The 17751-nt window shown below is 51.8% G+C and carries 17 protein-coding genes and 1 riboswitch; of the genes, 9 read left to right on the top strand and 8 right to left on the bottom strand.

Annotation, left to right across the window (positions count from 1 at the left end; all coding sequences use genetic code 11):
• Positions 1-46: 46 nt before the first annotated feature.
• The 7 genes from BW941_RS11440 to BW941_RS11410 all read right to left on the bottom strand — a co-directional run bounded on the left by BW941_RS11440 (position 47) and on the right by BW941_RS11410 (position 6847).
• Entirely contained in the window at positions 47-1615 is a 1569-nt protein-coding gene (locus BW941_RS11440; RefSeq protein WP_076516171.1) for a PfkB family carbohydrate kinase, read from the bottom strand.
• A complete protein-coding gene (locus tag BW941_RS11435) occupies positions 1608-2438 on the bottom strand; it encodes a thiazole synthase (protein ID WP_245820091.1) in 831 nt (276 codons plus the stop codon). The genes BW941_RS11440 and BW941_RS11435 overlap by 8 nt, the downstream gene beginning before the upstream one ends.
• Positions 2431-2643: a sulfur carrier protein ThiS gene (gene thiS / locus BW941_RS11430; protein WP_076516169.1), complete on the bottom strand. Its 213-nt coding sequence runs from the start codon at positions 2641-2643 to the stop codon at positions 2431-2433. The genes BW941_RS11435 and thiS overlap by 8 nt, the downstream gene beginning before the upstream one ends.
• Positions 2640-3794, bottom strand: coding sequence for a glycine oxidase ThiO (gene thiO / locus BW941_RS11425; protein ID WP_076516168.1), 1155 nt, complete (start codon positions 3792-3794; stop codon positions 2640-2642). The genes thiS and thiO overlap by 4 nt, the downstream gene beginning before the upstream one ends.
• Before the next feature lie 3 nt (positions 3795-3797).
• Positions 3798-5615 (bottom strand): phosphomethylpyrimidine synthase ThiC, encoded by a 1818-nt coding sequence (gene thiC / locus BW941_RS11420; RefSeq protein WP_076516167.1) that lies wholly within the window; start codon positions 5613-5615, stop codon positions 3798-3800.
• Between the two features lie 113 nt (positions 5616-5728).
• A riboswitch (TPP riboswitch) is annotated at positions 5729-5850 on the bottom strand.
• Positions 5851-5953: 103 nt separating this feature from the next.
• A complete protein-coding gene (locus BW941_RS11415; RefSeq protein ID WP_076516166.1) occupies positions 5954-6397 on the bottom strand; it encodes a PaaI family thioesterase in 444 nt (147 codons plus the stop codon).
• Between the two features lie 12 nt (positions 6398-6409).
• Positions 6410-6847: a PaaI family thioesterase gene (locus BW941_RS11410; protein WP_068440913.1), complete on the bottom strand. Its 438-nt coding sequence runs from the start codon at positions 6845-6847 to the stop codon at positions 6410-6412.
• Positions 6848-6988: 141 nt separating this feature from the next.
• On the opposite strand from BW941_RS11410, the gene BW941_RS11405 reads away from it, so the two are divergent.
• From BW941_RS11405 to BW941_RS11380, 6 genes are all read left to right on the top strand, one after another.
• Entirely contained in the window at positions 6989-7807 is an 819-nt protein-coding gene (locus BW941_RS11405; protein WP_076516165.1) for an acyl-CoA thioesterase, read from the top strand.
• A gap of 131 nt (positions 7808-7938) precedes the next feature.
• Positions 7939-8313: a response regulator gene (locus BW941_RS17965; protein WP_068440908.1), complete on the top strand. Its 375-nt coding sequence runs from the start codon at positions 7939-7941 to the stop codon at positions 8311-8313.
• A 1-nt stretch (position 8314) separates the two neighbouring features.
• The gene (locus BW941_RS17960) at positions 8315-8926 is read left to right on the top strand and encodes a hypothetical protein (protein WP_068440904.1); all 612 of its coding nucleotides are present in this window, start codon (positions 8315-8317) and stop codon (positions 8924-8926) included.
• A 33-nt stretch (positions 8927-8959) separates the two neighbouring features.
• The gene (locus BW941_RS11390) at positions 8960-9901 is read left to right on the top strand and encodes a GGDEF domain-containing protein (protein ID WP_076516163.1); all 942 of its coding nucleotides are present in this window, start codon (positions 8960-8962) and stop codon (positions 9899-9901) included.
• Between the two features lie 85 nt (positions 9902-9986).
• Positions 9987-10949 carry an AraC family transcriptional regulator gene (locus BW941_RS11385; RefSeq protein ID WP_175607897.1) on the top strand — a complete coding sequence of 321 codons (963 nt, stop codon included), beginning with the start codon at positions 9987-9989 and terminating at the stop codon, positions 10947-10949.
• A 73-nt stretch (positions 10950-11022) separates the two neighbouring features.
• A complete protein-coding gene (locus BW941_RS11380; protein ID WP_076516159.1) occupies positions 11023-13704 on the top strand; it encodes a hybrid sensor histidine kinase/response regulator in 2682 nt (893 codons plus the stop codon).
• 2 nt (positions 13705-13706) lie between these two features.
• Here BW941_RS11380 and BW941_RS11375 read toward each other — a convergent pair whose 3' ends face one another.
• Positions 13707-14555 carry a prephenate dehydratase gene (locus BW941_RS11375; protein ID WP_068440891.1) on the bottom strand — a complete coding sequence of 283 codons (849 nt, stop codon included), beginning with the start codon at positions 14553-14555 and terminating at the stop codon, positions 13707-13709.
• A gap of 204 nt (positions 14556-14759) precedes the next feature.
• On the opposite strand from BW941_RS11375, the gene BW941_RS11370 reads away from it, so the two are divergent.
• Genes BW941_RS11370 through BW941_RS11360 form a run of 3 tightly spaced genes read left to right on the top strand, consistent with a single transcriptional unit; the run spans position 14760 to position 17729 of the window.
• Entirely contained in the window at positions 14760-15695 is a 936-nt protein-coding gene (locus tag BW941_RS11370) for a P-loop NTPase fold protein (protein ID WP_084188890.1), read from the top strand.
• Positions 15695-16510 (top strand): HAD-IIB family hydrolase, encoded by an 816-nt coding sequence (locus BW941_RS11365; protein ID WP_076516157.1) that lies wholly within the window; start codon positions 15695-15697, stop codon positions 16508-16510. The genes BW941_RS11370 and BW941_RS11365 overlap by 1 nt, the downstream gene beginning before the upstream one ends.
• Positions 16503-17729: a glycosyltransferase family protein gene (locus tag BW941_RS11360; RefSeq protein ID WP_076516155.1), complete on the top strand. Its 1227-nt coding sequence runs from the start codon at positions 16503-16505 to the stop codon at positions 17727-17729. The genes BW941_RS11365 and BW941_RS11360 overlap by 8 nt, the downstream gene beginning before the upstream one ends.
• Positions 17730-17751 lie beyond the last annotated feature (22 nt).

Genomic DNA, 17751 nt, shown 5'->3' with positions numbered 1-17751 from the left:
GGCCAGCCACCCATTACTGGCTGACCATCGACTATGTACTGATGACCTATTTTGGGGCTGGCGAGAACATTTCAAGGGCTGCGCGAAGGTCGGCGATGTTACTGCGTATAAGAGGCTCGTCAGCTGGGCCTCCGGCGATACAGGTCACTACGGCCAGAGAACCCACACCCGACTCTGCAACAAGGCGGGCGTTTTCGGGAACAATGCCGCCGATACAGGTCTGAGGCCAGGAACGATACCTTTCACTCCAGGCACTCAGACAATCGATACCGAGAGGCTGATAGCGCAGGCGCTTGGACAGTGGCGTAAACACTGGGCCAAAGGCGATATAACTCGGCTTTTGGGCGCGTGCCCGGGCAATTTCCCATTCGGTGTGAGTGCTGATACCTAACGATACGCCTGCGGCGTGAAGAGCGTCTATATCGGCACTGACCAGATCCTCCTGACCCAGATGCACACCATCTGGCTTCAGTTCAAGCGCTAACGGCCAGTCATCGTTGAGCCAGAAACTGACACCCTGACTGCGACACATTGCCAGCGCCCGCCGAGTCTGATCCTTGTAATCAGGCCCCGGCACTTTAATTCGCCATTGCACGGTATCCACCCCCATACCAAGCAGCATTTCAAGGTGGTCCAGCGACTCTGTAAGCACATAGACGCCGGGACGGTAGGGTTCAAAACGATCAGTACGAGGATACGTCCCAACATCAGTAATCAAGGGCCACTCATCTCCGCTTTGCGGCAATGCACTGGCAATGCAGTTTCTGTAGACAGAGCTCTCAGGTTTCGTGCTTCCGGAGTCAGTGCCTCCGAACTCAATACCAAGGACTCCCGAGCTGGCAATCAGTGCCTGACGTGCGGCAGCGGCGGCAATGACAATCGCATCGTACAAGCGCGTACCTTTTGTGAGCTGAACCGCAAGGGCCGCCGAGAACTGACTTCCCGTGCCGTGCGCCTGAACTGCTTCTCGCTGCTGATGAAGAGCAAAGGATGGTTTTGCGGCGCACTCCGGAAAGTTCTCATCAGAACGGCTGAATATCAGGTCTGTAACCCAGGCCGAGTGTTGCTGCTGCTCATCATCGCCACCGGTAATAACCACCGTATGAGCACCCGCATGCTGCAGAGCCGCGCCCGCCGCAGCGGCACTCAATGTCTGATCTCCCAGTAACCAGCGGGCCTCATCAAGGGATGGGGTCATTACAGAAACGTTCGGAATTAAATCGGTGAGGCCAGAGTGTGCCGCCGGTAATTCTCCCAGGGTTGCTGATACGACCGGGTCCCAGATGACCGGTACCTGTTTGCTGGCCTGAAGCTCGTTCAGGAACGTCCGCAGATACTCCAACACTTCTGGTTCAGGCGGCACCCAGCCGATCAGGACTGCTTCTGGCAGGCCGTCTCTGAGCGCGGCCTGAACCTGAGCTTCAACCATAGAGGCTGAAACATGACTGACGGCTTCCACTCCCTGATGACTCTGTGCTGTTACTGCAAGAACAACACTACGGCACTCACACCCGGATAAAGCCGCCTGCGACAGTGCGGCCTGTAAACCAGCGCCTCCTCGACTGTCAGAGGCGCAGATTGCCAATAAGTATCGGGGCTTAGTTTCGCTAATCATGATGTTGCCCTTCCCGCATGGCCGTATGCCAGAACGGCAGGCCCGCCACTGGGGTACTCGGCGATGCCATATCACGTTCAGTCATAAAACCCGCATGAAAAGCAGCCCGACCGGCGTCGACGGCGGCAGCGAAGGCTCCCGCCATTGTTACCGGGTTAGCTGCTTTTGCGACCGCCGTATTAAGCAACACGCCATCGGCGCCCATTTCCATCGCTTGCATCGCCTGAGATGGCCGACCGATTCCTGCATCAACAATAATCGTGGTATCAGGCAGCCGTGCACGAAGGGTACGTAACTGATATGGATTAATGATGCCTTTACCTGTCCCTATCGGCGCGCCCCAGGGCATAACCGCTGGGCATCCTGCATGCAACAATGACTCGCACACCACCAGATCATCCGTGCAATATGGCAAGACGTAAAACCCTTGAGCAGACAACTCCCGGGCAGCACTCACAAGCTCGAAAACATTGGGTTGCAGGCTGTATTCATCGCCGATAACTTCAAGCTTAATCCATGAAGTTTTGAATAATTCACGCGCGAGAATGGCAAGTTGAATCGCTTCTTTTGCCGACTGACATCCGGCAGTATTGGGCAACAGACGCGACTGGCTGGCGCCCAACCATTGATTAACACGCTCGTGGTAATCGTTGTTAGCAAGATCACCCGCCGTCTGTCGGCGCAGCGACATGGTGACAAACCCCGGCTGCGCACTGGCAAAGGCAGACACCATTATATCGGGCGAGGGGTACATTGAGCTCCCGAGCCACAAGCGACTTGAAATCTCTTCACGTGCAATAGTAAATACGTCTGAATCAGCCACCGGTAATTGCTCCCAGCACATCAATGATGTCGCCGTTGTTTACTCTGGTTGAAGGCCACTGCTCTGCTGGCAGAAGCTCGCCATTCAGGGCTACGACAAAACGACTGCTCTCAGCCGGATAGTTCAGCGTGTCGATGATCAGAGTGTATACATTTTTTTCACTGGTCCAGGCCATGGATTTACCGTTGACGATGATCTCAATCACGCCACACCTCCCTGTTCAGATACTCTCATTTTCATACTCTCCAGCCCTTCATCAGTTAACAGTGACTCGATCTTTTTCAGTAAGGCCGGTGCCACTAAGAATCCGTGCCTGAACAGTCCATTAACAAAGAGTGTTTTCTGCCCCCCAGAATTATTCTGCAATTTTATGCAAGGTCTGTGGTCCTGCGTTGCAGGCCGGAGGTTCGTTTCCATAGACAAAATCCGAGCTTCCGAAAAATCCGGAGAAAGCACCCAGAACGCACTCAGCATTTCCATTGCAGAACGGACACTCACCGGAGAGCAATCATCACTCTCCAGTTCTGTTGCACCAAGCTGATAGCAGTCGTTTCCACGCGGTACCATATACAAATGGTACCTGGGGTGAAGCAAACGCACCGGACGATGAAATTCGGTGCCCGGACTGGAAACCCAAAGTGTTTCGCCACGCACTCCGCGAATAATCCGCTCAGCATCACTTCGGGCTCCGGCTCCACGACAGTCAATAACAAGATCTGCCTGCTGTAGTTTTTTATCTAATTTATCGATTTCCAGGCCGGATAATTCAGAGCTGAGCACGTCAAGCGTATAGCGGCCGTCCGTTCTGTTTACTTCGCAGGCGAAATGAAAATCCGTACCATGCTTTTCTGCATCAAGCTTTAAGGTCCTGAGTAAGACACGGTTATCGACCTGCGCTTCATCGGGTAACCAGAACCCTTGTTTAAACTCGCCAGACAGCGCGGGTTCTTTCTGTCGCAGTCCAGCACCGTCAAGCGCAATGGCATAAGAGCCCCCCGGAATATCGGGGGCGCTCATATCACGCTTAAACAAATCCATTTCTGCCTGATCCGACGGGTGCGCAACAACCAGGGTGCCGCGACGTCGGTATGGCACCCGGATACCAGAGTCTTTGTATAAATCCTCCAGAAGCCCGGGCCATAGAGCCAGAGACTTCATACCGAGATCAAAAACCTCGGGATGACACAACGGTTTTTCAGCAACAGGGGCAACCATTGCAGCGGCAGTCCATGCCGCACATTCAGGTGTTTCTTCACTGGCGCGTTCGTAAACAATGACCTGCATCCCGCTCCGGCTCAGTCGCCATGCGAGTAGCTTTCCCATCAAACCAGCGCCGATCACGGCTATTGAAGACATGGCTCAGGGCTCGACTGCATCGACGTAAAGTTCCGATCCGTTTGCACGGAATTTCTCAGACATTTCCTCCATGCCCTGTCGCTGGTTGCGAATATCATGAGACAGTTTCATGGAGCAGAACTTAGGTCCACACATGGAACAGAAGTGCGCTACTTTATGGCCGTCTTTTGGCATGGTTTCGTCGTGATACTGTCGAGCTGTATCGGGGTCGAGTGCCAGGTTGAACTGATCTTCCCAACGGAATTCAAATCGCGCCGCAGACATCGCATTATCATGCATCTGCGCCGCCGGATGCCCTTTCGCAAGGTCCGCAGCATGAGCTGCAATTTTGTAGGTAATCAGACCCTGCTTAACATCTTTTTTATCTGGCAGACCGAGGTGCTCTTTCGGTGTGACATAACACAACATCGCACAGCCATACCAACCAATCAGAGCTGCTCCTATACCAGAAGTGATGTGGTCATACCCCGGTGCAATATCTGTAGTCAGTGGGCCTAACGTATAAAAAGGGGCCTCATGACAGTGCTCTAATTGTTCTGTCATATTTTCTTCAATCAGGTGCATTGGCACATGACCCGGCCCCTCGATAAAGGTTTGTACATCGTGTTTCCAGGCGATTTTTGTCAGCTCGCCCAATGTACGTAATTCCGCAAATTGTGCTTCGTCGTTCGCATCCGCAATGGAACCCGGCCGCAAACCGTCCCCCAATGAAAAGCAGATATCGTACGCTTTCATAATTTCGCAGATATCTTCAAAGTGGGTATAGAGAAAACTCTCTTTATGATGTGCGAGGCACCATTTCGCCATAATCGACCCGCCACGACTGACGATCCCTGTTAAACGGTTTGCCGCCATCGGAATAAATTCCAGGCGCACTCCCGCATGAATAGTGAAGTAATCGACGCCCTGCTCTGCCTGCTCAATCAATGTATCGCGATAGATCTCCCATGTGAGGTCTTCTGCAACCCCACCGACTTTTTCAAGCGCCTGATACAAAGGAACCGTGCCGACCGGAACCGGTGAATTACGTAGAATCCATTCACGTGTCTCGTGAATATTATCGCCGGTAGAAAGATCCATAATCGTGTCAGCACCCCAGCGGGTAGCCCAGGCCATTTTTTCGACCTCTTCACTGATGCTGGATGTCACCGCAGAATTACCAATATTGGCATTTACTTTCACACGGAAGTTACGCCCGATAATCATCGGCTCACTTTCAGGATGGTTAATATTGGAGGGTAATACCGCTCGGCCCGAGGCAATCTCATCACGAACAAACTCAGGCGTAATATAGTCTGGAATCTTCGCACCGAAACGCTTGCCGGGATGCTGCTTAGCGACTTCAGCAGACATACCTTCCTGTGACAGGCCGATGTTCTCGCGAATGGCAACGTACTCCATTTCGGGGGTAACTATGCCCTGACGTGCGTACCAGAGCTGGGAGACGTTCTTTCCGCTTTTGGCCTTTCGTACTTTCTGGCGCAGAGAAAGCTGGCCTTCTTTGATCGCTATGCGGTTTGATTCTCGTGAGGTGATGGCGCTGAACTCAGTGTCGCCACGATCTTCAATCCATTGCTCACGCACCGGTGCCAGCCCTTTTGTGACATCGACCAAAATTGCAGGATCGGTGTACGGGCCTGACGTATCGTAAACGCGCAGTGGAGCATTCGGCGTTTTGCTGCCGTCCGCCTGAGTCGTATCCGAAAGATTAATCTGACGCATACCAACGTGCATGTCATCGCGACTGCCGCTCAGGTATATTTTTTCAGACGCAGGATACGCGTAGGTAAGGTTAAATTCGGTGTTTGTATTGTCAGCCATGCTCTTTTCCTTAGAAAGGATCAGGCAGGCAGCGACGAGAATAGATGGGAACACCACACAGAATCACACGAAGGTGACCATAAGAATTGGCGTACGCAGACCACGGGGAGCCCCGGCAGTTCATCTCTGTTCCCTACGCTGGCACTAACCAGATCAGGTTCAACGGGACCCGCATTCGCGATCTCAGCCTGTGTGGTTATCATTGATAACCGATCAGGCACCCCGACAGATAATTCGCTGACAGTGTATGGTGATTCGCCCTTTCTTTACAAGGCGCATTCCTCAATTAGTAACCGCACTCTTTTCCCTGTGCGATTTTTCATAGCGGCCGTAAAATCTTACTCCTGAACCAACAGGAAATGTGCTCGCGCCGTCGCAATGGGCTCACTCGGATCCGTTTGCCAGGCATTAATAGCCACGTTAGCAACCCGGCTGCCCTGTCGCCATACCTGACAGCTGACGAAAGTATCCTGCAAACGTCCCGCACGAAGATAATCAATCGAGAAGTCGATGATTTTAGGCAGAGCAATACTTTCCATGGTCATCAGCAGGTGCAGCGCCGCTGAGGTTTCCATGCACCCCGCAATCACACCACCATGAATGGCTGGTAGCATCGGGTTACCGATATTGTCTTTATTTGCAGGCAGAATAAATGTTGGTTGCAGATCCATCGCGTGCAGCTTAATACCCAGCAGCCCGGCATACGGAACAGCATCAATCACAGCATCAAAATCACCGTTGTCTCGGCACTGCTGCAGAATTTTGCGCATGGCTTCAGTCATTTTTTCGTCCTCTTACTTACTACCAAGACGCAAACCAATGCGCATAAAGTTAGCGGTACAAGTAGCAACAACGACGTTGTCACTTTCCTGCCGTACTTCGCCCTGTGTGAACACCAGGCTGTTCGCCCGCTTTACCACTCTGGCCTCGCCAATCAGGTTTTCACCGGGCTTAGCGGCGCGGTGATAGTCCATCCGTAAATCCAGTGTTGGACAGACTTCCCCGTCTTCGAAGCAGTTAAACGCGGCTGTGCCGCATGCTGTGTCCATCAAGGTCGTGAGACTGCCACCCGCAACGATGCCATTGTCAGGGTTGCCTATAATGGCCTCACTGTACGGTAACTTGAGAATCACTTTTTCACCGTCGGCGTATTCCACCGTCATGTTGAGTACGCGACAATGCGGCAGAACCGATACAAACCGGGTAGCTCTCTGCGTCAGCTGATCTGACATAATGAAGGGCTCCTAAAAACCAGAATGGTTAAGGTACTTGTCACTCAATCGATGAGCAATGCTGTATCCGAGCTATTAAATTGACATATATGATCATCACACGCAGAAGCAGGTGATCTTTATAGTAAAACAGGACTCGTAATGACCTCTTTCGATCACTACTACCAAGCCCTTCTCAATGGCGAGATGCCTGCTGTCGATGCCACCTGGGGTCAGGGAAAGACCACCTTTGGCGGTATGTCAGCAGCGCTTGCATTAGCTGCTCTTGAGCGGGACTACCCCCAAACTGCGCCGCTTCGATCTCTGAGTATTCATTTCTGTGGAGCACTGACGACTGAGCAACCATACGATATTGCTACGCGGGAGCTCAGAGCCGGCCGCTCAGTTTCACACTTACAGGCAGAGGTCATCCAGAACGAGGACTGTGCCACCGTAGTCAGTGCCTGCTATGGCAAGGCTCGGGAATCTGATGTAATTGTCCATGCAGACAAGCGCGAACCGGGTGAACCCGGCAGTGGCACCCGCCTGGGATATATCCAGGGCGTGACTCCGGAGTTCGTTCGTCATATTGACTTCAGCTATGTCAGCGGTGGATTGCCCTTCTCCAACAGCAAAGACAACCACATCCATGGTTGGATGCGCTTCAATGACTGTACTGGTCCTCTTACCGAAGCCCATCTCGTTGCATTGATCGACTCCTGGCCTCCCGCCACTCTTCAGAAGCTTAAGTCAGTCGCTCCCTGTGCCAGTATCACCTGGAGCCTCGAACTCCTCGATTCGCCTTCTGCGCCCTCTACTGGTGGTGAGGCTTTACAGGCGAATGACTGGCTCTATTACGAAGTTGACATCGCCGAAGCGCACGGTGGCTACGCCCACACAACCGCACGTATCTTCCGCGCTGATGGCTCCCTTCTTGCGCTGTCGCGCCAGCTGGTTGTGGTTTACGACAAACGCAGCTGATCTTTACAGGGTTCTTCCTTGCTGTAGTCACTGAGAGCAACTATTACTTAAGGCGTGGGCGATGTATTCAGCGACGTCGTTCTATGTGACTAGCAGCCTCTCACCAGACTTACATGAAGTGAAGAACCGGAATGAGCCTTAATGTACTGATTTGTGACGACTCGAGTTTTGCCCGCAAACAGATGGCGCGAGCACTGCCTGAAGAGTGGCAGGTGGAGGTCCACTTTGCTGGTGATGGGGTGGAAGGCGTCGATGCGATCCGTGAGGGTAAAGGTGATGTCGTTTTTCTCGACCTGACTATGCCGAACATGGACGGCTATGGTGTACTCGAAACTATCCGTCGGGACGACCTTCCAGCCATGGTTATTGTTGTCTCTGGCGATATCCAGCCCGACGCCCAGGAGAGAGTCAAAAAGCTGGGAGCGATGGCGTTTATCAAAAAACCGATTGATGCCGACAAAGCGCGCTCCGTGCTGACCGAATACGGCATTATGACGGGGGCCTGAAATGTCAGCAGCAGCGATTATTAATGAAGACCAGCGCGACTGTTATCAGGAACTTACCAACGTAGCTATGGGTCAGGCGGCTGATCGTCTGGCTCGCTTGCTGAATGCATACGTCGTGCTTCCTATCCCAAAAATCAGCGTCATTGAGAACAGTGACCTGAATATGGCTCTGCAAGGCGCCACCAGCGACAACAGTGTCTCCGCTGTCTGCCAGGGATTTATCGGCGCAGGTATATCCGGCGAAGCTATGCTGATGTTCAATGATGCTTCCTTTGCCAGTCTCGCGTCCCTGATGAAGTATTCGGGTCCGCTGACTCAGGCGGCAGAGCTTGAGCTTCTGATGGATACTGCATCAGTATTAATCGGCGCCTGTATTCATGGCATCGGTGATCAGCTTGAGATCGTATTTAATCAGGGGCATCCGGTGGTACTCGGTCAACACTGCGATATGGCTGATCTGGTGGCCTATGGCAACAATGGCTGGGATAAAGCGCTGGCGATAGAAATCCATTATACGATTGAGCACGTAAATATAGAGTGTGAGCTCCTCTTGCTATTCACCGAGGAGTCTGTACGAGCACTGAATAAGAAGATTGATTACCTTCTTGATTAACACCGGCACCCGACCGAGAGAGACACCAGACAGATGAGCGACAAGAGCGAGGCAGACACGATTAAAGACATCCACTGGTTGATGGATATTCTTCAGAATATCGACGTCGGCCTTGTCGTGCTTGATCGCAATTACGAGGTTCAGCTCTGGAATGCCTTTATGGAGGGGCACAGTGGCGTCAGCCCGCAGCTGGCGAAAGGCAAGAACCTGTTTTCGCTTTTTCCAGACCTTGATGAAGCCTGGTTTAAACAGAAAGCAGAACCAGTATTCCAACTCAAAACCCGGACCTTCACCATCTGGGAGCAGCGCCCGTATCTTTTTCACTTCAGGAATTCGCGCCCGATTACTGGCCGCAGCAAGTTTATGTATCAGAACACCAGTATCATCCCACTGGAGTCTGTTACCCGCCAGGCTGATCATCTATGCGTTATTATTTACGACGTTACAGATACGGCCGTTGGTAAGCTCGATATTTCCCGGGCAAACCAGACCCTGAGTGAAATTCAGGTTCGCGACACGCTGACGGGCCTGATGAACAAATCTGCCTGGTTGACTGTTCTGGAAAGTTATTACGCCAGTCAGAAACAAGGCTGCCTCTTATTACTCGATATGGACCATTTCCGCGATCTGAACCATGCCCTCAGTCACCAACAGTGTGATGAGATTCTACGGCGGATCGGCGCAGGCTTAAAAACTCTGGGCGATGAACAGCACGCTGCTCGATTCGGTGGCGAAATATTCTCGGTCATTCTTGCTGAAAAAGAGGCCGAGGAAGCCATGCAGATCGCCGAAAAATTACGTCGCTCAGTTTTTAGTCTCGGCAAAAACTCGCAGCATACGATCAGCGCCAGCATCGGGGTTGCAGAACGCCTTGCCGATACGCCGAGTGCCAGTGAATGGTTAAGTAACGCAGACAAAGCGCTTTACCACGCAAAGGAAAGCGGCCGCAACCGCACATCCCTGTTTAAACGGTGACCTGCTATCATACGCAGCAGACTTCCTGATCCTGCTTGCTGTTATGGCCTCTTTTTCGATACCACCCGCATTCATAGATGCACCTTTGAAAGGTGTAGAACGTCACGGCTTCGCCCGCGACATAATTCTGAGTGAAGCCGGTATTGAAGCAGGATCTTTCAACCCGGATGGATCACTGGCTCCTGAATCATACGCCCGACTGATGCTCACTATCTGGCGGAAAACCAACGATGAGGCGATGGGGCTGAATCCAGAACCCGTTGTGTTCCGCACCTTCGCTATGATGGGTCGGTCAATCATTACCTGTGCCACACTCGAACACGCGATTCGCAGAGCAAGTTCGTTTTACAGGCTGCAACCTCACTCCCCACAGATTACCCTCGAGAAAAGTGAACACAGAGCCCGACTGATCATCAGCCACGATACCGGCTTCGACACGGATCATTTTCTCAGTGAGTCTTTGCTGGTCATCTGGCACCGCTTCTGTAGCTGGCTGATCGGCCGCGGCATTCCTTTATTGAAAGTAGAATGTCCTTATGCAGCGCCAGGTCACGTTAGTTTATACGATGATTTGTTCGCAACGCCGGTCACCTTCAATTGCGATAGTTTGTCTCTGACCATTCCCCTGCAGGCGATTCATGCTCCAGTTGTGCAATCAGCGACAAGCCTGGAGGAATTCCTCGGACACTCACCGGCTGATATTCTTGCCCGGCCAAACCCACACGAAAGCACCAGTGCGAAAGTTCGACACGCACTGATGAGCCTGGCCAGCGATCAGATGCCCGACCTTACCGGCATGGCCGACGCTCTATCTGTGTCTGGCGCAACCCTGAGGCGCCGTCTCCGTCAGGAAGGAACAACGTATCAGACCATTAAAGACAACGTACGACTGATGGAAGCCAAGCGTTTACTGGCTGGCTCAGAGTTAAGCATTGCAGATATCGCTGTTGCGTCAGGATTCTCGGAGACAAGTGCCTTCACACGAGCATTCTCCCGCTGGACCGGAGATTCACCTGCAAATTTCCGACGCAGAAACAGCAGCCGTTGAGGCCAAAGCACTGAGTGACAATGACAGCAGCGAAACTAAACTTTAAACTCAGACAATTTACGAGAGACACATTGTGGCGGTAAGGATACTTCTGCTTCTTTTCATTCTGACTCCATGTGCCGCCCACGCCATTACGCTGACGGACGATCTGGAAGGACGTCTGCTGGGTACTTCTCTTCAGGAGTGGTCTGAATCAGAGCAGATTAGCCCGGACGATATACATTCACACTCATTGCCTTGGACTCAGGTCAGAGCGATGGTGCCCAACCCCGGTGTTTCAAGCCCACCTCACTGGTATCGCCTGCCGCTCAAAGTGAGCAAGACCGGAGAGCGCTGGTTCGCCGACGTGGATTACCCGAGAATAGAACGTATTGATATGCGGCTGTTCCGCGGTAAAACCCTTATCGCCTCCTCCGAAGACGGCAACCCGGTTCACTCAGACGCACCCCAGCGAGCAAAACTGTCTTTCAGTTTTGAATTGCCCTTTGATCAGCCGGGCGAATATGTACTGTACCTCCGGGTTGAAAACAATGTACTGCTGAATTTCCCGTTACGTCTCTTCAAAGATGCAGGCTTACGCGACGCCCAGCAGCAGAAACAACTCTATTTCGGGCTCTATACCGGGTTTCTGTTCGCACTGCTGCTTTACAACCTGGCGGTTTATCTGGTTATCCGTGAACGCTACATGATCCTGTTCTGTGGCTTCGTGTCGACGTATCTACTGTTCTTCTGGGCACATACGGGGCTGGGTTACCGATACTTGTGGCCAGACTGGGCAGGTTTCGAGGAGCAGTCGAGTTTCCTGACGTCCTGCTTTGCCATGCTGTTAATCATATTGTTCAGCATGAGTTTTCTGAAAGTTGCTGGCCCTAACCGACGCGCGCTGACGCTGGTGTACAAAATCGCTGTGTTACTCACGGGCGCTGGGGCTGTTTCTGCCCTGTTTACTGAGGTCCACACCACGGCAATCATTATGAGGGTTGTCACCCTTTTGACGCCTGTATTCCTGATTATTTCTGCGAGCCTGTCGCAACCACTGTCGTCGGCATCCAGAGCCGTCTATACCCTGGGAGTATATTCGCTCGCAATCGCTATTGTTGTTCACAGCCTGGCCCGTCAGAGCATTATTCCTACCAATGACATCATTGCATATGCCGCACACATCGGTGGCGTAAGCCTGATTGCTATTCATAGCCTGGCGATTGTTCTGCGCCTGTATGAGCAGCGGCTTGAACAAATTCGTGCACGCAAAGACATTATTGCTGCACGAAAACGCTCACTTCAAAGTGAAGAAAAACTGCGTCAATCAGAGGCTTCTCTGGCAGAAAAAGATGCGGAAGCGAATGCCAAGTCTGCGTTTCTGGCCATGATGAGCCACGAAATCCGGACACCGCTGAATGGCGTGCTTGGCATGGTTGAATTACTGCAGCACACACGTCTCGACAACCAACAAAAACGCTATATCAGTACCATCGCCAGCTCAGGTGAGAATCTTCTTTCGCTTCTCAATGATGTGTTGGATCTCTCTAAAATTGAATCCGGAAAAATGATCATTGAGCGTCGACAGGTTGAGCTGGCCCCCTTAATCAATGAATGTCTGATGCTACACAGCCAGAAGGCACTGGATAAACGACTGACCTTAACCGCTGATTTAGGCACACCGCTGTACACGACAATCAGAACGGATGAGATGCGACTCAGGCAAGTGCTCAATAACCTGATCAATAATGCCGTTAAATTTACCGAGCAGGGACACGTTGAAATCCGACTGGAGTGGCGGGAGCCCGAACTTCAGATCCATGTCATTGATACCGGCATTGGTATTTCAGAGGAGCAACGGCGCCGCCTGTTTCACAGCTTCACACAAGCGACACCAACCACGAGCAATTATTATGGCGGTACAGGTCTTGGGCTGACCATCAGCCAGAAACTGACTCATTTACTCGGGGGAGAGATCTCAGTGAGCAGCTCCCCGGGTGCTGGCTCTACATTCACTGTCAGACTGCCCGATGTTGCTCCTGGGTCACCTCAAGCAATACCAGATCTGTCTGGCCGCACATGTTTTATCGAATTATCGAACCCTGTCGAGCGACGCTTCGTCAAAATGATCACTGCCCGCCTTGGTCTGGAGGAAGTCACCAGTCGTTTCCACACACCTCTGGACTGCATGATCGTCGATGCACTGCCAGCCGATAAAACCATCCCTGAAAACCTCATTTGTGTTGTTGACGACTACTGGCCACGTATTGGTGTTGAACGCCAGAGCGAGCGTCCTCTTCGTTCTCATGTTCTTCTGCATCAGATATCTAACCTGATTCAGGTCCAGACAGAGTCAACAGAGGCTGTCACCGGGTATCGCAGAGGCACGATCTGGGTGGCAGAAGATAATATCGTCAATCAGAAAGTAATCTCGGGAATGCTCCGCCATCTGAATATGGAATGTGAGGTATTCTCTAACGGAGCCCAGATTCTTGCGGCTTACGGTAAACGTCCTGAGCAAGCGGATCTTATTCTGATGGATTGCGAAATGCCGGTCATGGACGGTTATGACGCCTGCCGCGAAATCCGTCGTCTGCAGGACAGCGATGCAAACAATATTAACCGCCGCACCCCAATTATTGCCCTGACGGCACACCTTGGCGGTGAGTTCGAACAGATGGCCCGCCAGGCTGGCATGGATGATCTGGTCACTAAACCGATTCGTAAGAGTACGCTCAGTAACCTGTTCAGTATCTGGCTACCTGAAACGGAATAAACTTATACAAACGCTGCCGATTTGCGATACGTATGCATAGGGTAACTGCCCAGCACGCGAACATCCCGGGCAAAATAGCGTAACTCTTCAAGAGCATTCGCTACAGGCAGCTGATCCGGATGCCCGTAGATATCCAGGTGGAAATGGCTGGCCTCCATCGTGCCACCATCCATATAACTCTCCAACTTCACCATATTCACGCCATTGGTCGCAAAGCCGCCCAGTGCCTTGTACAAAGCAGCAGGAATGTTGCGCACGGAAAAGAGTAAACTTGTCATATATCTCTTTTCTGCATCGTAGTGCTGGTGCTCGGCTTCCCTGGAAAACACAAGAAAGCGTGTGGTATTCCCCATAACGTCCTGAAAATTTTCATGCAGGATGTGCAATCCATAGAGTTCCGCTGCGAGAGAAGACGCAATAGCGCCAACACTGAGATCGCCTTGTTCAGCCAGACCTTTCGCAGACATAGCGGTATCTACTGCCGCCTCCTGTTTCAGACCAAGATTGATCATTCGCTGATGACACTGAGCCAATGCCTGCGGATGTGAGCGAACGCGCTTGAGTTGTTCAAGTGATGATCCAGGAAGTGCCAGCAAACAATGGTTTACTGGTTCGAAATGCTCCGCAATCACGAACAGCTGAGTTCTCGGAATCAGGCGGTATATCTCTTCTACACGGCCCGCAGTGGAATTTTCTAACGGAATCATTGCCCGCTCGGCAAATCCATTACTTACGAGATCAAGAGCACCGATAAAATCGTCGCAGGCAAGGTACTCCCAATCCGGAAAGACCTTAGTGCAAGCAAGATGAGAATAAGCCCCTGCTGTCCCCTGATATGCCACTCTACTCATAACTACGCCCCAAAACTGTGCACTCCAAAATCAAACCTATCGAATGCACCAAAACAATGCACAGGAACCAAGCACCGTCATCCCGCTTTGCTGCGGGAGCCGCTTACGACGCCTGATTGCGCCAGTGTATCTCAGCGCCCTCGTAAGTGGCATAGTGCGTGCAAACAATTCAGACAATGAAAAAAATAACCTCGGAGTCTCGCTATGCCCGGATGGCCCGCTTCACTGCAACCCGATGGGGAAACGCTGCGAACAATACAGCAGTACCCGCCGCGTGATGCACGAATTCCTTCCGGCTGGCACAGTCAGTGGGAAGATATCTGGGCCCCTCTGGCGGCGTATCTTGCAAAGACTATCAAAGCCTCTGGCGTCCCACCGGTTATCGGAGTTCATGGCGGCCAGGGGTCGGGGAAAAGCACACTGTCTCTCGCCCTGAAAGATATCTATGAACAGGCCTTCAACTGGAATGTGGTGGTTGTTTCCATTGACGATCTTTATCTCAGCCATGCCGACCGTAAAAACCTTAGCAAGACGATTCACCCACTTCTGCAGACGCGTGGCGTTCCTGGCACCCATGAAGTCGAGCGCGGCATAAGCTTGTTTGAAACCTTACGCTCACTGGATGCAGGAGCACACTGCCAGATACCGGCATTCGACAAAGCCAGTGATGACCGCCTGCCCGAGTCAGAATGGCATACAGTCAAAGGCCCTGTTGATGCCATTCTGTTCGAAGGCTGGTGTGTGGGTTGCCAGTCGGTTGATGACGCACTGCTCACTGCTCCCATTAATGATCTTGAAGCAAATGAAGATCCGGATGGCACCTGGCGTGGCTGGGTAAACCAGCAACTCGCTGGTGACTATAAGACCTGGTTCAGCATGATTGATTTCCTGCTGATGCTCAAAGTCCCTGACATGAGTGCTGTCCAACGGTGGCGCACTGAACAGGAAGTAGGCAATAAAAAAATGGCGAAAGGAGAAACCGACCGGAGCCTAGACGATGCGGGAATAAGACGCTTCATCCAACATTATGAACGACTGACCCAACAAGCGTTGACCCGGCTCCCGGATGTTGCCAATCTGGTACTTGTAATTAACGACGCGCACAAGGTTGCTGACGTCCAACCGGGAAAACCATCGTAATGAGCGCTATTCCAACATTACCTGTGATTGTCCTCACCGATCTCGACGGAACTCTCCTCGACCATCACGACTACAGCACATCAGCCGCACGTGATGCTTTGAGTTTTCTTCAGCAGCATAATATTCCGCTGATATTCAATACCAGTAAAACGCAGCCAGAAGTGATTCAGTTACGCCGTCAGCTAGCTAATACATCTCCCTATGTGTGCGAGAACGGTGGTGCTATTTACCACGTAGACAGCGATGACGAATGGCATTGTGAACTCCCAGGCGCAAGTTACGCAGATATACTGAAAGTGCTCAATCAGTTGCGCAAAGACGGATTTAATTTCCGTGGTTTCAACGATATGACGGACACCGAAGTCGCAGCCATTACAGGGTTGTCGATCGATGATGCGCACCACGCACGCCAGCGAGCAGCCACCGAACCTCTGCTCTGGCGCGGCGAAGAATCCGAAATTACTGCATTCCGCGAAGCATTGCTGGCACACGGTCTGAGGCTACTCAAAGGCGGCCGTTTCTATCATGTGATGGGCGATGCCGATAAAGCCTCTGCCGTCACTTTCTTCAAAGATTACTATCGTCAGCAATGGGGGCTGAACGAAGCACCGCAAGTGATCGCTCTGGGCGATGGCGAAAACGACCGGGCCATGCTGGAGGCCTCTGACTATCCAGTTGTGATACCGGGCGAATCCGGTACTCTTGAGCTGAATAACCCTGAAGCTCAGACCGCTGAATTTAAGGGCCCTAAGGGCTGGAATAACACCTTACTACCATTATTAGAAAAACTGCTTAAGGAGAATTGCGGTGGCTGATTTTTATCAGAACGGCATTGTAACCACGCTACACAACCTGACAGACCGTCCGGTGGAAGACCTTGAACGTGAACTGATGAGCTTCTCACGCCTGCGGCCTATGTCACTGGTTCTGCCATCCCTGTTCTCTGAACTTGAAGGCCCTGCGTTATCCAACATTATTGATGAAGTCGCCCAGGTGCCTTACCTGAATGAGATCGTGATTGGCCTCGACCGCGCAGATCAATCTCAATATGAATTTGCTCAGAAGTTCTTTTCGAAGCTGCCGCAGCACCATCGCATTCTCTGGAACGACGGCCCACGTCTGCGCAAGCTGGATGAAATGTTGGCGGAAAAAGGCCTGTCACCCACCGAAATGGGCAAAGGTCGTAACGTCTGGTACTGCTACGGCTACGTTCTCGCCAGTGGCCGCGCCGAGTCTGTTGCGCTTCATGACTGCGATATTGTTACCTACGACCGTAGCCTGCTGGCACGCCTGATTTATCCAGTTGCTCACCCTGGTTTTAATTACGTCTTTGGTAAGGGTTACTACACCCGTATTGCCGAGCAGAAAATGAATGGTCGTGTCAGCCGGTTGCTGGTAACGCCTCTGCTTCGCGCTCTTAAGAAAGTCTATGGTTCACTCGATTTTCTTGAGTACCTGGACAGCTTCCGTTACCCGCTTTCAGGTGAATTTTCTATGCGCGCAGATGCGCTTAACGATATCCGCATCCCGAGCGACTGGGGTCTAGAGATCGGTGTTTTGTCAGAAATGAAGCGTAATTACGCAACCAATCGTATCTGTCAGGTCGATATTGCTGATGTTTATGATCATAAACACCAGCCTCTGTCAGAAGCGGATGCAAGTGCAGGCCTGTCGAAAATGAGTACCGACATCTGTAAGGCCATCTTCCGTAAGCTGGCGACACAGGGAGAAGTATTCACGACTGAAACTTTCCGTACGATCAAAGCAACCTACTTCCGCGTGGCACTCGATTTTATCGAAACCTACCACAATGATGCACGTATGAACGGCCTCGAACTTGACCGCCACTCAGAAGAAAAGGCTGTTGAGTTGTTTGCTGAAAATATCATGAATGCCGGTGAGCACTTCCTGGCGAACCCAATGGAGACACCATTTATTCCTAGCTGGAACCGGGTGATTTCTGCAGTACCTGATATTCTCGACCGTCTTTATGAAGCGGTAGAAGCTGACAACAGCGAATTTGGGGATATCTGATAACTCAGGTAGCTTCAGAAAA

Origin of the sequence: Thalassolituus maritimus (assembly GCF_900156675.1) — a bacterium.
GTDB lineage: Bacteria > Pseudomonadota > Gammaproteobacteria > Pseudomonadales > Oceanobacteraceae > Thalassolituus > Thalassolituus maritimus.
Note: the sequence above shows the minus strand (reverse complement) of the source record. Positions and strands in the feature narration are given on the sequence as shown.

Bases quoted from the DNA above. Each gene is read 5' to 3' on its own strand.
- BW941_RS17965 (WP_068440908.1), top strand. From the start codon at position 7,939: ATGAGCCTTAATGTACTGATTTGTGACGACTCGAGTTTTGCCCGCAAA.
- thiC (WP_076516167.1), bottom strand. From the start codon at position 5,615: ATGGCTGACAATACAAACACCGAATTTAACCTTACCTACGCGTATCCT.
- BW941_RS11365 (WP_076516157.1), top strand. From the start codon at position 15,695: ATGAGCGCTATTCCAACATTACCTGTGATTGTCCTCACCGATCTCGAC.
- BW941_RS11370 (WP_084188890.1), top strand. From the start codon at position 14,760: ATGCCCGGATGGCCCGCTTCACTGCAACCCGATGGGGAAACGCTGCGA.
- BW941_RS11410 (WP_068440913.1), bottom strand. From the start codon at position 6,847: ATGTCAGATCAGCTGACGCAGAGAGCTACCCGGTTTGTATCGGTTCTG.
- BW941_RS11415 (WP_076516166.1), bottom strand. From the start codon at position 6,397: ATGACTGAAGCCATGCGCAAAATTCTGCAGCAGTGCCGAGACAACGGT.
- BW941_RS17960 (WP_068440904.1), top strand. From the start codon at position 8,315: ATGTCAGCAGCAGCGATTATTAATGAAGACCAGCGCGACTGTTATCAG.
- thiO (WP_076516168.1), bottom strand. From the start codon at position 3,794: ATGTCTTCAATAGCCGTGATCGGCGCTGGTTTGATGGGAAAGCTACTC.
- BW941_RS11375 (WP_068440891.1), bottom strand. From the start codon at position 14,555: ATGAGTAGAGTGGCATATCAGGGGACAGCAGGGGCTTATTCTCATCTT.
- BW941_RS11440 (WP_076516171.1), bottom strand. From the start codon at position 1,615: ATGATTAGCGAAACTAAGCCCCGATACTTATTGGCAATCTGCGCCTCT.
- BW941_RS11390 (WP_076516163.1), top strand. From the start codon at position 8,960: ATGAGCGACAAGAGCGAGGCAGACACGATTAAAGACATCCACTGGTTG.
- BW941_RS11405 (WP_076516165.1), top strand. From the start codon at position 6,989: ATGACCTCTTTCGATCACTACTACCAAGCCCTTCTCAATGGCGAGATG.